The organism is Komarekiella delphini-convector SJRDD-AB1 (assembly GCF_014831675.1).
Taxonomy (GTDB): domain Bacteria; phylum Cyanobacteriota; class Cyanobacteriia; order Cyanobacteriales; family Nostocaceae; genus Komarekiella.
Window position 1 is genome coordinate 1 of record NZ_VJXY01000059.1, and the last position, 14470, is coordinate 14470.

Below are 14470 nucleotides of genomic sequence, written 5' to 3' on the forward strand. Positions count from 1 at the left end.
TTCTTTTCTGGCTCCTTGGGGAATATATCTTCAAACAACTTCCATTCCAGATCGCTTAATCCTTCAAATCGCCCAGCCATACCTTGATACAACTTACCGTCATCAACAGCAGATTATCATATTGCTGGTATTAGTGGGATAGATTCAAGGTAATTGGGGTAGAACCAGAACAAGCTGATGATGCTACCCGTTCCTTTTACAGCAAAACCCTACAAACCGTTAAAAACCCTGATACCATTGCCGATGGTGCTCGTACTCCCAGCCTTGGTAAAATTACCTTTCCCTTGGTGCTGCATTACGTCGATGATATGGTGACAGTCTCGGAAGAAGCGATTATTCGCACCATGTTTTTTTTGTGGGAACGTCTCAAAATTGTAGTTGAACCCACCGGAGCACTAGCAGCAGCAGCTTTACTAGAAGGTGTAGTTAAAGCACCACAGACAAAGATTGGTGTAATCATCAGCGGTGGAAATGTAGATTTGGCACAAATTGGTAAATTATTTTCCTGACTAGAAGTACGCATTTAAAACTTTTTCCATTCATGGAGTCTAATAAATATAAGTAATGACACGGATGGAGAAAAAAGCTTAAGGTATTAGTTATGATATCTAAAGTTTGCTGCTCGCATGTAAAAAAATCCTCCATCACAGCAACATTAGCTCTATGACTGTGAAACCTAAATACTGGGTGTTATCGCTATTTGTCTTACTGGGAGGAATTGACCCCAGCAATGCAGCTCCTACACCTGTTGATCCAAAAGTAATACACATAGTTAATCGCCTGAGCTTTGGGCCTCGCCCCGGAGATATGCAAAAAGTGGAGTCTATGGGTGTAGAGCGTTACATCCAAGAACAACTCTCACCCAACTCCATTTCCGAGCCGCCAAGCCTCACCAGCCAAATTTATCAGCTAGAAACTCTACGCCTAAATCCAGTGGAACTCTTAGCCTATGGAAAAGCTCCTTCCCCAGAACAAAAACCCAGTGCAGAACAAATTAAAGTCGCTGATAGACATGCTAGACAGGTGTTAAATGAGGCAATTCAGGCGCGGTTATTACGGGCAACTAGCAGTTCCCGGCAACTCCAGCAAGTGATGACGGACTTTTGGTTTAACCACTTCAATGTGGATGCAGGTAAAGGACACAATGGCCTTTGGGTAGGAGCTTATGAACAGAAAGCAATTAGACCCTATGTCTTGGGTCGTTTTCGTGACCTGCTGGGGGCAACAGCTCAACATCCGGCGATGCTGTATTATTTAGACAACTTCCGAAATAGTGCCGCCAGTCGCCCCGATGCCCGTGGTAAAATCCAAGGTTTGAACGAGAACTATGCTCGTGAATTAATGGAGCTACACACTCTCAGTGTGGATGCTGGCTATACCCAGCAAGATGTGATTGCTCTAGCGCGGATTTTGAGTGGCTGGGGATTAAGTCGTCCTGAGCAGGCAAATAATGATTCGGGATTTTACTTCAACCCAAAACACCATGATTTTAGTGACAAAGTTTTTTTAGGACACACCATTAAAGGCAGTGGTGAAGCCGAGGGAGAGCAAGCTCTAGATATTTTGGCTCGTAGTCCTGCCACAGCACGTCATATTAGCTACAAGTTAGCTGAATATTTTGTTAGCGATCACCCCCCCAGTGCTTTGGTAAATCATTTAGCACAACGCTACCTCGCTACTGATGGTAATATTCGCGAGGTTCTCAACACTCTCTTTCACAGCCGAGAGTTCTGGGACACGAAAAACTTTAACGCCAAGTTCAAAACACCATATCAATACGCTATCTCAGTGGTGCGGGCGACAGATATCAATGTCAAGCACGTCAGACCAATATCAATAACCGATTTTCTAAATCAGTTGGCAATGCCTATCTACCGTTGCCAGACACCAAATGGTTACAAAAATACCGAAGATGCATGGTTAAATCCTGACGCCATCACCCGTCGCCTTAACTTTGCTGTTGCGATCGCCACTGCAAATTTACCACCATCTGGCTCAACAACAAAGGTGGATGCAGAGAAAAGAACACCAACACAGCAAAGACCTCCGATTGTGACTGTAGATGCTAGACAACTAAGTAGTACACTTGGTAATTCTTTTTCTGTAACAACTCAAAATGCGATCGCCTCTAGTTCTCCTCAAATCCGTACTGCTCTAATCTTGGGCAGTCCAGAATTTATGCGCCGCTAACAATTATGAAAAGACGCGACTTTCTCATCCAAACTGGAATTTTTTCAGCTTCCGCAATCACAGCCGTAGGAAGCCATGCTTGGGTAGCTAAATCTGCTACTGGCAACAGTCAACAGCAGCGCTTGATTGTGATCTTCCTGCGCGGCGCTGTGGATGGCTTAAATGTAGTGGTTCCCTACACAGAGACAGCTTATTATCAAGCTCGACCGCAAATTGCCATTCCCCAACCAGGCAAAAACGGGGGAGTCCTAGATTTAGATGGTCGTTTTGGCTTGCATCCAGCATTAGCTTCTGTGATGCCCCTTTGGCAGCAGGGCAGTCTGGCATTTGTTCATGCTTGCGGTTCTCCAGATCCGACTCGCTCTCACTTTGATGCTCAACAATATATAGAAAGCGCTACGCCTGGTGACAAAAGTACTCAAGATGGTTGGATGAATCGTTTGCTGGGGGTGATTTCCAACAAGACACCCATACAGGCAGTGAGTGTGGGGCAGACAACGCCTTTAATCTTTTCTGGGCGGATGGCTGTAGCTAATTTAGCAAGGGGTAAAAATGCTAGTAAGCCTCTGTCAATAGATCATCCTCAAGTCGGAGCGGCTTTTGACCAACTTTACAGCGGTAATGATGCCCTCAGTCAAGCTTATCGGCAAGGACGGATGGCTCGACAGGCTTTAATGAATAGCCTGGATAGCGAAATGGAAATGGCTAATAATGGTGCGCCCTTACCTAACGGGTTTGCTAGCGATGCCCAACGATTGGCACAACTGATGGTCAAAGACCCCAGAATTGAGTTAGGGTTTGTAGCTTTGGGTGGTTGGGATACTCATGTCAACCAAGGTGGCACTCAAGGACAGTTAGCCCAGAACTTGGGAAGATTGGGGGAGGGTTTAGCGGCGCTAGTCAAAGGCTTGGGGTCTGTTTACCAAAATACAGCAATTATAGTGATGTCCGAGTTTGGCCGCACAGTCCAGCAAAATAACAGCGGTGGCACTGACCACGGACATGGCAATGTAATGTGGGTTTTAGGCGGTCAAGTTCGTGGCGGTAAAATTTACGGAGAATGGCCTGGTCTATCAACAACCCAACTTTACCAAAGCAGAGACTTAGCGATCGCTACTGATTTCCGAGATGTAATCTCTGCTGTGTTAGAACGTCATCTACATCTCAACGAAGCAAAGCTTAATCTCGTCTTACCAAATTATGCTCATACTCAGAAAGTTGTATTAATTGTGAAGTGAGCAATCACTCTATAAATCCTAAAACTTAGCTGAAAGAGCAGCAAGTCAAGGGTTTTTGCTCAAATCTTTACATATGTTAACATTGTATACTTGGCTTGAGCATGTATGTTTTAGTATTACCCTTATGAAGACTGTTCTCAAATCGAATCAAGAGCAAGTCACTCGGTTATTTTCTCATCTCGAATTTGATGGAAATAAGCTAAATCATCAACCGGGTAGTGTATTAGGGAGTACTGCGCTGATTGCGGGAACCACGGTTGGGGCTGGTATTCTCGCCCTACCTGCGGTTACTCTGCCATCTGGAATTTTGCCATCCACAGCCCTGCTGATTGCTGTTTGGCTCTACGCTTTAGTCTCAGGTTTGTTAATTGCAGAAGTGACCTTGAATGCAATGCATTTAGAGGGGCGGCAGAGTGTAGGTTTGTTGGCAATTGTTCAGAAGACTCTTGGTAAGCTGGGAGCGCGAATTGCTGGCGGCGCTTATCTATTTATGCACTATGCTCTACTAGTCGCATATATTACTCAGGGTGGGGAAATTTTAGTATCTGCGGTTGCAAAAGTTTGGGGTGTGCAGAACGTTTTGCCGATGTGGGTGGGGACAACGACTTTCACTCTTTTATTTGGCGGCATCATGTATCTTGGGCGAGAAAAGTTTATTGAGAAATTAAACAGCGCCTTTGTGGGGATTGTGATTGTTTCATTCTTGGGACTATTGCTGCTGGGAGGAGGGCAAGTTAAAAGTGCCCAATTTTTATTTCAGAATTGGAGCGCTCTTGGTAGCGCCGTTTCAGTCATGTGTGTCGCCCTGTTTTACCATAACGTTGTACCTGTAGTTGTTACCCAACTAGAAGGAGATGTCCGCAAGATTCGTAATTCTATCGTCATTGGTTCTGCAATTCCTTTAATCATGTTCTTGGCATGGAATGCCGTGATTTTGGGAAGTGTCAGTTCCGATGTACTACAAGGTATTTCTGATGGCAGAACTGTTTTTGATCCACTGCAAATTTTGCGAGGCGGTGGTGCAGGGGAATGGTTAGGAGTGCTAGTATCGATTTTCTCAGAGTTTGCGATCGTCACCTCATTTATTGGATTTGTATACGGGTTACTAGATTTCTTCAAAGATATTTCTCTAATTACCCAAGGTGAATCTTCTAATCGCCTACCTCTGTATTCACTGGTTCTTTTCCCTCCTATGAGTCTTGGGACGCTTAATCCTAGCATCTTCTTTGTTGCCCTAGACTACACCGGAACATTCAGTGTTTCAGTTTTAGGTGGAATTATTCCGGCGTTAATGAGTTGGAAACAACGTCAAGAGCAGGAAAACTTAAATAGTGTGAATCAACCACTTGTTCCTGGTGGTAAGGTAACACTCATCGTAATGATTGGAGTTGCATTAGCCTTGATAGTGAAACAAATTTTCTTAATCTACTATGGAATGTAAAACTATCAAAAAAACTTGGTAGTGATATCTGATGACGAGTAAGGTTCAAGAGACTGGTATCATGGATAGTTCTTGCTTATTCAAAATTAGCAAACATCTGCGCCATCAACCAGCTCGTATTGGTATTAGACCAACTGAATATCTACAAATGATTTAAGTCTCTAAAAGTTTTTAAGTAGATAGTTTTTTAATTCTTTATACATACTTCTATATAGTATGTAATCAAGCAAACTCAATGTTTGTACAGAATTTCCTATCATCTGTAATAACATAGTTCTTTTAAGTAACGATGATCGAAGTCCTTAAAACCCAAACAATAGACCATAAATACTAAATAGTAAGAGCGTCTACAAGGTTGTATCTCAGAGTTTGAGAAAGGAAGCTGAATTTTCTTGATGTTTAACAGCTATATCTTACGATAGAAGGAAAACAGTATTGTAATTAATAGGCTAGATATAAAGTCTTTGTAGATTAAATTTATGAACATTATTGCTTGGATAATTCTGGGTTTGATTGCTGGAGCCATAGCTAAAGCTATTTACCCTGGTCGTCAGGGAGGTGGAATTCTTACAACCATGATTTTAGGTATTATCGGTGCATTAATAGGAGGTACTATAGTTACTCTCTTAGAGACAGGAAGATTGCAACTCACCGCAGCGGCTCTCAGTATCCCTGGTGTAATTGTTGCAATTATTGGTGCAATAATTGCTATTTTTCTATGGAATTTGTTGGCTGGGCGTGCCAGTTATTAGTTGAATCGTAAGATAGATCATGGTTAAAGCCGAGTTATTATTCACTACACCCTTTCAAAGTTCAATCCAATACAAAAACTCTACTTAATAAAAACATAGTGGAGTAACTGATTTTGGCTTATCATTCCTTAATTATCAGTAAAATTGTTATTTGCATTGTAGCTAGTATAGAACTTTATTTAATTATATTTGATATTTTTAGCAGTAGCCTTGATTCTTTTTTCAGTATTCATACGCTACACTGCATTTTGCTAAGGATGACATAAATAGTTTAGGATTAGCTCTTAGATAGAAGTATATAGATGCGATATATCATCTCTGTACAGTTGATTTATCTTAACTATATTTATCTAAATCTCAGCGAATTCTAAATATAAGGAAACTATAGGAGTGGTAAAAAAACGTAATAAAAATGTGTGGAAGAGTGAGATAAATGACATCATTCGTGGTGCTTGTGGAGGCTTTCTATTTGGCATCCCGCTGCTGTATACAATGGAAGTCTGGTGGATTGGGACACAGGCAAAACCACAATTAATGATGATGGCGATCGCATTGACCTTTAGTGTAGTTTTATTACTCAACCAGACAGAAGGCTTTCGTAAACGCAGACATAACTGGCGACCTTATCAAGCAGTAATAGACACTGTAGAAGCAATGGCGATCGGACTAGCTTGCTCTGCCTTTGTGCTGTTGCTGTTGCGAGAATTGACATTTGAAACTTCTGTCAAGGGAATCGTAGGTAAAATTATCTTTGAAAGTGTACCCTTCACTTTCGGTGTGGCATTAGCAAACCAATTTTTGGGAAATATTAGTAGCAGTAATGGCGAAGAACAAACAACCCGTAAGGCAAACAGTTCCACAAAAGATGAGTTACACGCCACCTTCGCCGATGTGGGTGCAACCCTAATTGGTGCAACCGTAATTGCATTTAGCATTGCTCCAACAGATGAAGTTCCCATGCTAGCAGCCGCAGCATCGCCACCTTGGCAATTGGCAATGATCGCCACATCTCTGCTGATCTCTTATGGCATTGTATTTCAAGCAGGCTTTTCAGACCAGCAAAAGCGAATGCAGCAACAGGGAGTCTTCCAACGACCATCAAGTGAAACCGTAATGTCCTACTTAGTTTCGTTGCTAGCAGCCGCTTTTATGCTGTGGTTCTTTCAAAAGTTGACTTTTAGCGACCCCTGGACAATGTGGTTAGATCACACCTTAGTGTTGGGATTACCTGCAACTATTGGCGGTGCAGCAGGAAGGTTAGCGATATGACTCAAACAGAACAACAGAAGCCAGAACGTTCACCTGCTGAGTGGGTAACATTCAGCGCCGCCTCATTCATTCTCGCAGTGATTGTTAGCTTGGTAGGCTACACTTGGTTAAACGACAAGAATCAACCACCGATACTTTCTGTTACTAACAAAAAAACTATTCGAGAAATTGACGGGCAATTTTATGTTCCTTTTGAGGTCGTTAACACTGGAGGAGACACAGCTGAATCAGTTCAGATTATGGCTGAGTTAGAGATTAACGGTAAAGTTGCAGAATCAGGAGAGCAACAGATTGATTTTTTATCTAGTGGGGAAATGGAGGAAGGCGCATTTGTATTTAGTCAGAATCCTCGCCAAGGTCAATTAACTATACGTGTTGCTAGCTACAAATTGCCTTAATTAGAATTTGGAATCGCAGATCAAATAGACAATGGGTAATGAATTTTACTCCATTACCCATTAATAGTTACCAATTACCAACAACACCCAAAAATATATAATTGCTAACGTTCAATAGTTTAGACGTTGGCCTTAGCTTTTGACCAAATACCGTTCTCATCTTCATCAAATTGCTGGTGAACTGCTTCCCAAGCAGCGTTTTCAGCCGTAAACTCATCATTTTTCTCATTGAAGACAGCGTTATAGCGCTCAATGAATGTGCGCTGAGCTTCATCAGAAAGATGAGAACGAACTTCAGGAGACAAATCTTCTGGACTGTTGCATGTACCAGCACAGGGACGAGCCAAAGTTTTCTCAATTGTGTGAATTTCTTCACCACCAGCACTTTCCAACAGTAATTGAAATTCTCCGGCGCGATCGCTCGGAACTTCTGCCATCAATAAGAACTCACCAGCTTGTAGACGGGTTTGGTAAATTGCGGCTTTATCTTCTGGCATACCCAAAGTAGTCAGAACCGATACTAAACCTGCACCAGCGCTACCTGCGATCGCTCCACTTGCAGCTCCTAGCAGCACCGCACTGATAGGGCCTGCTGCCACTATTGAACCGACAAAGGGAATAAATAGTACACCTACACCTGTAAGTAAGCTGAGGAAAGAGCCAAACAAGGAACCAAATATTGCTCCTGTTCTCAAGCCTCCCAAAATCACATCTTTTTTAGTAATAAAGCCAGAAATGCGAGTTTCAGACTGGAAGTTTCTACCCATAACCGAAATATGATCTCTCGGCACACCTCTGTCTAATAAACGTCGAATCACATCATCGATTTGCTTTTGTTCTTTAAAAGCAGCAGAGATAGTACGTTCTGCTTGATACGTTTCTGGCACTTGAATACTCCTTGTATTATTTTATTTTTGCAGTAGATAACTAAAATAGACGCGTGTGGGGAGTTAATATCTCAACACCAGTATTGAGGGAGGAATTAATCCTCCCTCAACTGGCTACACAGCACCCTTAAACTCAGACCTGACATTTTCGCCTGTATATGCTACAGCAGATTTCAACTTAATGCACTACACAAACTAGGTTTAGAAACCAGACATTAAGCCTGTTTTACTCCTGATTCCTAAATTCTGCTGAATAGCTACACACCTACAGGAGTTTTAGTCTCTGTTGCCGGCTGTGTACCGTCTCCTTCGAGTGCCTGCCCTTCAATAAATGAGCGCAGCATCCAAGCCATCTCTTCATGTTCTTCCATCAACCCAGTCAGAAAGTCAGCAGTACCCTCATCATGGAACTGCTCACTACTTTGATCAACGTGCTTCCTTAAATTGCGAATAACCTGTTCATGATCTTCTACTAGATTAGCTACCATCCCCGTTGCAGTGGGAACATTTCCAGCATGTTCTTTGAGGGTAGCAATTTTGAGAAATCCCTCCATTGAGCCAACTGGATAACCACCCAAGGCCCGAGTCCGCTCTGCTAAAGCATCAATATTGAGAGTCAGTTTTTCGTAGTGTTCTTCCCAAAGCTGGTGCAAAGAGCGGAACTGAGGCCCAACGACATCCCAATGGTACTTTTTGGTTTTCACTAAAAGTAGATAGGCATCTGCCAAATCTTGATTCAACAGATTAATTACACCTTGACGCTGTTCTTCTGTTAAACCAATGTTTATCGCACGCATTATTTTCCATCCCTAAGCGAACTTATTTACTAAGTTCTCAAATTCAAGACATAATACACATCAACCCAAGGAAAGATTGTTAATTTAAATTAATTCCTAAATTTATAATTATGCCTATACCTTAAGAAGGTGCAAGCTTAGCATTATTAATTAATAATGGGTAATTGCCTTTAGGCAATTACCCATTATCACGAAAATATTAGCAACGTATTAGCTTTGTTACTTACCTGTAACTTTTTCCAAAAAATTCTTTACGTTTTCTTCCACTGAGGTTGAACTCTGCGAATTACTGGGACGCTTCTGCTTATCAATATCAGCAGCTCCTTGAACTTCATTGAGTCCTTCGTTTGATTTCTTTTGAACCTCTTTCAGTCCTGGTGGTGGTGATTTTGCTACTTCATCAGTTTCGCGCTGAGTTTCAAGTAGTTGTGTTGTAGCTTCAGTAGGGTCACTTTGATAGCTATCGATCGCAAAAGCAGGAAAAGCACTAGATAAAAATAGTAAGGCGCAGGTAAAAGCCACAACTAGAAAGCGTACTGGATGTAAGATAGATAAAACAGAAGCAATAATCTTCATTTGGAATCCTCGATAACAGCTTTAACAACGCAGAACTTTTACTTGGAGAGGGAAACTCACGCCTTCACATAGTCGATTTGACCAGTCGAATTCACATATGTGCTTCCATCTTAAAGTTCTTGTTCACCGAACTTTACGAAAGAAATTGTCTTTGTATTCCACACTAATTCATTAATGGGTATTGAGTAAATACTCTACCCATTATTTGATGAATACATTGCGTTGACCAGATTCTTCATTTATGGTTCGCCTATATATTTCTACTTTGAACGCATTAATGCTTGAATCGGTCTGTGGAATGAAGTTGCTGCTATTTATATTTACAACAAAATCATTCCCTAGGTAGATCAACTTAACATAATTTTAGCAAGCTAAAGGCCCCAGGATTTATATCTAGTTCTATAGCCGGCTGATTTATTGCAATAAATTAATTGGTAGGCAGAGTAACTTAACACAGGCTACAATACCTGGGGCCAGTATATTTAGATAAAATTAATGACATCTACTACAACATATACTTACGACACAAATGGAAACGTCATATCCGAGAAGATTGACAATAACAGTGATGGAATAACGGACTCGGCCATCACCTACAGATATAATCTAATATCCCAAAGCTATAAGTCTGATAACGACGGTACAGTTCAGCCTGTCGAAACTTATACCTACGATGCAAATGGAAAAGTGACTACTTACAAAAGCTACGTATACAATAGCGATGGTAGTCTTTTCTCTGTCGAGGTTAGTACTTACGATGGTAATGGCAATGTAAGTACCAAAAACTCAGAATACTTTAGCGACGGCACGATTGAATATGCCGAAACCTACATCTACGATGTCAACGGCAGAGAGACATTCTATAGGATGTACCCAGGAAGCACAGACTACGCTACAGTCGGTCGCACTCAAACCTATGATGCCAACGGCAACTTGATTTTTGAAGAATTTTTTAATCAGTATGCCTATAGCGCTAGCCATTATGTGTATGATGCCAACGGCAGGTTGACTTCCAGAAGAATTGATCGCGAAGAACCAGGCGATACAACTATTTCTACCTTTACTTACGATGCTAACGGCAACCGCACATCCCAAAGCATTGATGTCTATGGCGACGGCACAGTTGACAAGGTTATTACATCTGCTTACGATGCCAATGGCAACAAGATATCCGAAAGCTCTGTCTTTAGCGATCGCACGATTGAATATATCTACATCGCTACCTACGATGCCAACAACAACAAGACATCCGAGAGTTATGACAACAACGGCGATGGCATTTTTGAGATTGTCTACACTTATGCCTACGATACCAACGGCAACAAGATAACCGAGAGCCGTAACGACAATAACGACGGCATTGCTGAGAGTGTCTACACTTATACCTACGATGCCAACGGCAACAAAACGTCGGAGAACTATGACAATAATGGCGATGGCATCGCTGATAGTGTATATACTTTTACTTATGATAGTAACGGCAACAAGACATCCGAAAGCCGTGACGAAAATGGCGATCGCATTGCGGAGAGTGTCTACATTTATGCCTACGATCCCAACGACAGATTAACATTCGAGAGCCGTGACAAAAATGGCGACAGCATCCTTGAGTACGTTTACACTGCTACCTATAATGCCAACGGCAACAAAACATCCGAGAAATATGACAACAATGGCGACGGCATTTTTGAATATGCCTACACCGCTACGTATGATGCCAACGACAGATTAACATTCGAGAGCAGTGACGAAAATGGTGACGGCATCTTTGAATATATCTACACTGCTACCTACAATGCTAGCGGCAACAAGATATTTCAAAGCTATGATAACAATAGCGACGGCATCCTTGAATATGTTGACACTGCTATCTATGATGCCAAAGGTAACAAGATATCCGAGATCCGTGATGATCATGGCGACGGCATTGTTGACAGTATCTACATCGCTACCTACGATGCCAACAGCAACAAGACATTCGAGAGTCGTGATGATCATGGCGACGGCATCCTTGAATCTATCTACACCGCTACCTACGATGCCAACGGCAACAAGACATCCGAGAGTTATGACAACGATGGCGACGGCATTTTTGAATTTGTTTACAACTATACTTACGATCGCACATCTGCAAGCTACGACAATAATAATGATGGCATAACTGATGCTGTTGTTATTTATGGCTACAACATCAACAACAAGTTAATATCTGAGCAAATTGATAACAACAATGATGGCATCACTGATGCTTTAGTCAGCTACACCTATGATGATAAGGGTCAACTCATATCGAAGACCATTAACAATGAACTAGTGCAAGGTTTGGTTCTCAATACTGACAACGTTAATGATGAACTGATTGGTGATGCTGGTAATGACAAACTCTATGGTGGGAATGGTAACGACGAACTGTTGGGATTAGCTGGCAATGATCAAATCTCCGGTAACGACGGTAATGATGAGCTAGTGGGGTTTGATGGTGATGACAAACTCTACGGTAACGACGGTAATGATCAACTGTCGGGATTTGATGGCAATGACCAACTTATAGGTGGCAAGGGTAATGATACCCTTATTGGTGGTGCTGGCGCTGATATCCTAACTGGTGGTAGTAGTGGTGATCAGTTTATATTTGAGTACTTAAGTGATTCATTACTGTCAAACTTTGATCAAATTACTGACTTAAAGATTGGTGTAGATCTCATTGATGCACCCAATACAGTTAATGCTGCCAATTTTGCCCAGCTTAGTAATATTAGTACCCTGCTAGAGTTGGACATTCAAACTTTATTGAACACAACTACTTTTGTTGCCAATCAAGCCGCGACATTTAACCTGGATACAGGTGCTAAACAGCGGACTTTCTTGGCTATTAATGATGCGATTAATGGATTTTCTGCCACAAGCGACGCCATCATTGAAATTACTGGTTATAGTGGTAATTTAGCTGCGCTGTCGATTGTTTAATCTAAGTTGTCATGGTCTGAGTCGGCGGTGATTCTTCCCATCCATAGAAGAAAATGGGCTTTTTCGTCGCCGATTATCAGTAAAAAATTATACTCATCCTCCTATTTCTTTTACTCGCTCATGACAGAAGCGCTGCTTTCTTGAGATTCCTGCCAAAGTTTGTGCAAAAAGAACTCAGCGCGATCGCTGATAGTAGTCACAAACACACCCACAGCATCCTCAGAACCATTTGATAGCCAAGAACCCCGCAGAGTGACCTCCATATACTCAGTATCGCAAGCACACAGAGTAATGATTTCTCTGTCATCGCGCTTCACTTCCGCCTTTAGTACTTCTACTCCTGGCAAATCAATAGGAAGCAAAAAGGAAGCGGTACTAGGTTCAATGCATAGACATTGACCGACTCGCATTGCCAAAATCACTCGCTGCGCTACCCATTCTTCCAGTGACAGAGTAAGACACTCTAAATAAAAGCTCCTATCGGTGTAAGTTAATTTCAGCATTCCTTATGCTCTCCTGTTATTCCAGGTCTACTTGCACATCTATCCAGAACTGTGTAGCGCGATCGCGCCAAGCTTCGCTAACGGTAAAATAGTTTTGCCGCAAAACTTTCCACATTCGCTCAATAGAAGCGATTGCTAAGCGAATGTGTTTCGGCACTTCAATAATCAAGCTGCGAGAGTGAAGCCATCCACCTTGGATCACATTTGTGACTAACAGCGCGATCGCCTGCTTGATATTGACCTGGCATAGTGGTAAGTAATTTTGATAAACCACCATCACAGATTGCTCTAATACTTGCGTTGCGATCGCCGTCAGACGGGTGCTTTGCACCATTGCACAGCGTCTTGTTCGCCTTGGCGCAGCCTCTCGTACAGAAGATATCGTCACAGCCTCACTCCTTATAAAAAAACCCCCGCTTCTTGTTTGGGTGAAGCGGGGGTTAGAAATTGACCGGAAAATTTTCTGGTCTTATATCGGTACAGTATTTCTATGCCTGTACCTCCCGCTTCCTTCATCTAGTTGTAGTTTTGCATTCAGCGCACTAATGCTGAGATATCTAAAATCATTATTACCCTCTGTGATTTGCCCATGATTTCGGCTACCATCGCCCATAAATAAATACTCCACTCCCACATTGGCTGATTCCCAACCGGCTCGGCAGTTGGTAGCACGCAAGGAAGTAGAGATGGGGTAAATGGATTTCACAGAAAATTTCACCTATTGAACATTCCTTTAAACATACTACACTTGTATTACTATCCTGTCTATACCTTTAAGGAGAAAAAGTCATGCATACGATCGCGCGCACCCCAACCACCGACATGGAAGTTACCAGCATTCGCCTAGAGCGAGAACTCAAAGATAAACTCAAAGAAATAGCAGGCAATCAGGGATATCAAGCTCTGATCCGAGATATCCTCTGGAATTATGTACAGCAAAAATCAGGTGAGTGGAAGCCTAGATTTTCGCGAGCCGATATTCGAGCTAGCATAGCTGCCACAGCTCAGCAAGAAGAACGCTGCGTACTTACAGGTCAATTAATTCAACCCCAACAACCAATGTTGCTAGGACTAACGAGGAATGGTGACATGGTTCCTCTCAGTGTCGAAAGCTTGGCTGGATAGTCTTACCTTCAAGTGAATGCAGCTCAGTTATCTTCAGTAGTAACTGGACTGCATTTAGAATTTTGTCGGTAAAATTTTTTCAAAAACTCATAAGCTATTACGCTTTTAAATTGCACAGTCACTCATGAGGTTCGTTAACCGCTGACGGTTAACTGTCAACTGTCAACAGCCAGTACGAAAAGATGTGCAGATTATATGCGCGACAGCTTATATATAGTAATCAAGTAATCAAATTCTAAAGCAACCAGCCTTTATACGATTATTAGCTCTTTTAACTAAAATTTAACAATATTTAACAAATAGAAAAATGATTAAAAAGAATAGAAC

The 14470-nt window shown here is 42.0% G+C and carries 14 protein-coding genes and 2 pseudogenes; 10 read left to right on the forward strand and 6 right to left on the reverse strand.

Annotation, left to right across the window (positions count from 1 at the left end):
* Window positions 1-146 precede the first annotated feature (146 nt).
* From FNW02_RS31880 to FNW02_RS31910, 8 genes and pseudogenes are all read left to right on the forward strand, one after another.
* Window positions 147-509, forward strand: a pseudogene (locus FNW02_RS31880) (pyridoxal-phosphate dependent enzyme); the annotation flags it as partial.
* Window positions 510-663: 154 nt separating this feature from the next.
* On the forward strand, window positions 664-2190 hold the full coding sequence (locus tag FNW02_RS31885; RefSeq protein WP_191761450.1) for a DUF1800 domain-containing protein: 1527 nt from the start codon (window positions 664-666) through the stop codon (window positions 2188-2190).
* A 5-nt stretch (window positions 2191-2195) separates the two neighbouring features.
* The gene (locus FNW02_RS31890) at window positions 2196-3428 is read left to right on the forward strand and encodes a DUF1501 domain-containing protein (RefSeq protein WP_191761451.1); all 1233 of its coding nucleotides are present in this window, start codon (window positions 2196-2198) and stop codon (window positions 3426-3428) included.
* Between the two features lie 124 nt (window positions 3429-3552).
* The gene (locus FNW02_RS31895) at window positions 3553-4869 is read left to right on the forward strand and encodes an amino acid permease (protein WP_191761452.1); all 1317 of its coding nucleotides are present in this window, start codon (window positions 3553-3555) and stop codon (window positions 4867-4869) included.
* Window positions 4870-4900: 31 nt separating this feature from the next.
* The gene (locus tag FNW02_RS39710; RefSeq protein WP_263627841.1) at window positions 4901-5026 is read left to right on the forward strand and encodes a hypothetical protein; all 126 of its coding nucleotides are present in this window, start codon (window positions 4901-4903) and stop codon (window positions 5024-5026) included.
* Between the two features lie 322 nt (window positions 5027-5348).
* The gene (locus FNW02_RS31900; protein WP_191761453.1) at window positions 5349-5621 is read left to right on the forward strand and encodes a GlsB/YeaQ/YmgE family stress response membrane protein; all 273 of its coding nucleotides are present in this window, start codon (window positions 5349-5351) and stop codon (window positions 5619-5621) included.
* Between the two features lie 384 nt (window positions 5622-6005).
* Window positions 6006-6890: a TIGR02587 family membrane protein gene (locus FNW02_RS31905; RefSeq protein ID WP_191761478.1), complete on the forward strand. Its 885-nt coding sequence runs from the start codon at window positions 6006-6008 to the stop codon at window positions 6888-6890.
* Complete coding sequence (locus FNW02_RS31910) at window positions 6887-7288, forward strand: TIGR02588 family protein (protein ID WP_191761454.1); 402 nt, start codon at window positions 6887-6889, stop codon at window positions 7286-7288. The genes FNW02_RS31905 and FNW02_RS31910 overlap by 4 nt, the downstream gene beginning before the upstream one ends.
* Window positions 7289-7407: 119 nt before the next feature.
* On the opposite strand, the gene FNW02_RS31915 is transcribed toward FNW02_RS31910, so the two are convergent.
* The 3 genes from FNW02_RS31915 to FNW02_RS31925 form a co-directional block, all read right to left on the reverse strand.
* Window positions 7408-8175, reverse strand: coding sequence for a ChaB family protein (locus tag FNW02_RS31915; RefSeq protein WP_191761455.1), 768 nt, complete (start codon window positions 8173-8175; stop codon window positions 7408-7410).
* Between the two features lie 257 nt (window positions 8176-8432).
* Window positions 8433-8972, reverse strand: a complete 540-nt coding sequence (locus FNW02_RS31920) for a Dps family protein (protein WP_191761456.1) — start codon at window positions 8970-8972, stop codon at window positions 8433-8435.
* Window positions 8973-9191: 219 nt separating this feature from the next.
* Entirely contained in the window at window positions 9192-9548 is a 357-nt protein-coding gene (locus tag FNW02_RS31925) for a hypothetical protein (protein ID WP_191761457.1), read from the reverse strand.
* Between the two features lie 495 nt (window positions 9549-10043).
* Here FNW02_RS31925 and FNW02_RS39715 point away from each other — a divergent pair, with 495 nt between their 5' ends.
* Entirely contained in the window at window positions 10044-12515 is a 2472-nt protein-coding gene (locus FNW02_RS39715; protein ID WP_191761458.1) for a bluetail domain-containing putative surface protein, read from the forward strand.
* Window positions 12516-12625: 110 nt separating this feature from the next.
* On the opposite strand, the gene FNW02_RS31935 is transcribed toward FNW02_RS39715, so the two are convergent.
* The 3 genes and pseudogenes from FNW02_RS31935 to FNW02_RS31945 all read right to left on the reverse strand — a co-directional run bounded on the left by FNW02_RS31935 (window position 12626) and on the right by FNW02_RS31945 (window position 13736).
* A complete protein-coding gene (locus FNW02_RS31935) occupies window positions 12626-13018 on the reverse strand; it encodes an alr0857 family protein (RefSeq protein ID WP_191761459.1) in 393 nt (130 codons plus the stop codon).
* A 103-nt stretch (window positions 13019-13121) separates the two neighbouring features.
* Window positions 13122-13352, reverse strand: a pseudogene (locus FNW02_RS31940) (HNH endonuclease); the annotation flags it as partial.
* Between the two features lie 135 nt (window positions 13353-13487).
* Window positions 13488-13736 (reverse strand): hypothetical protein, encoded by a 249-nt coding sequence (locus FNW02_RS31945; protein ID WP_191761460.1) that lies wholly within the window; start codon window positions 13734-13736, stop codon window positions 13488-13490.
* A 71-nt stretch (window positions 13737-13807) separates the two neighbouring features.
* On the opposite strand from FNW02_RS31945, the gene FNW02_RS31950 reads away from it, so the two are divergent.
* Window positions 13808-14143 (forward strand): ribbon-helix-helix domain-containing protein, encoded by a 336-nt coding sequence (locus tag FNW02_RS31950; protein WP_069070862.1) that lies wholly within the window; start codon window positions 13808-13810, stop codon window positions 14141-14143.
* The last annotated feature ends 327 nt before the right edge of the window (window positions 14144-14470 follow it).

Coding starts and splice junctions, on each gene's coding strand:
- FNW02_RS31885 (WP_191761450.1), top strand. CDS start 664: ATGACTGTGAAACCTAAATACTGGGTGTTATCGCTATTTGTCTTACTG.
- FNW02_RS31900 (WP_191761453.1), top strand. CDS start 5,349: ATGAACATTATTGCTTGGATAATTCTGGGTTTGATTGCTGGAGCCATA.
- FNW02_RS31910 (WP_191761454.1), top strand. CDS start 6,887: ATGACTCAAACAGAACAACAGAAGCCAGAACGTTCACCTGCTGAGTGG.
- FNW02_RS31925 (WP_191761457.1), bottom strand. CDS start 9,548: ATGAAGATTATTGCTTCTGTTTTATCTATCTTACATCCAGTACGCTTT.
- FNW02_RS31890 (WP_191761451.1), top strand. CDS start 2,196: ATGAAAAGACGCGACTTTCTCATCCAAACTGGAATTTTTTCAGCTTCC.
- FNW02_RS39715 (WP_191761458.1), top strand. CDS start 10,044: ATGACATCTACTACAACATATACTTACGACACAAATGGAAACGTCATA.
- FNW02_RS31950 (WP_069070862.1), top strand. CDS start 13,808: ATGCATACGATCGCGCGCACCCCAACCACCGACATGGAAGTTACCAGC.
- FNW02_RS31920 (WP_191761456.1), bottom strand. CDS start 8,972: ATGCGTGCGATAAACATTGGTTTAACAGAAGAACAGCGTCAAGGTGTA.
- FNW02_RS31895 (WP_191761452.1), top strand. CDS start 3,553: ATGAAGACTGTTCTCAAATCGAATCAAGAGCAAGTCACTCGGTTATTT.
- FNW02_RS31935 (WP_191761459.1), bottom strand. CDS start 13,018: ATGCTGAAATTAACTTACACCGATAGGAGCTTTTATTTAGAGTGTCTT.
- FNW02_RS39710 (WP_263627841.1), top strand. CDS start 4,901: ATGACGAGTAAGGTTCAAGAGACTGGTATCATGGATAGTTCTTGCTTA.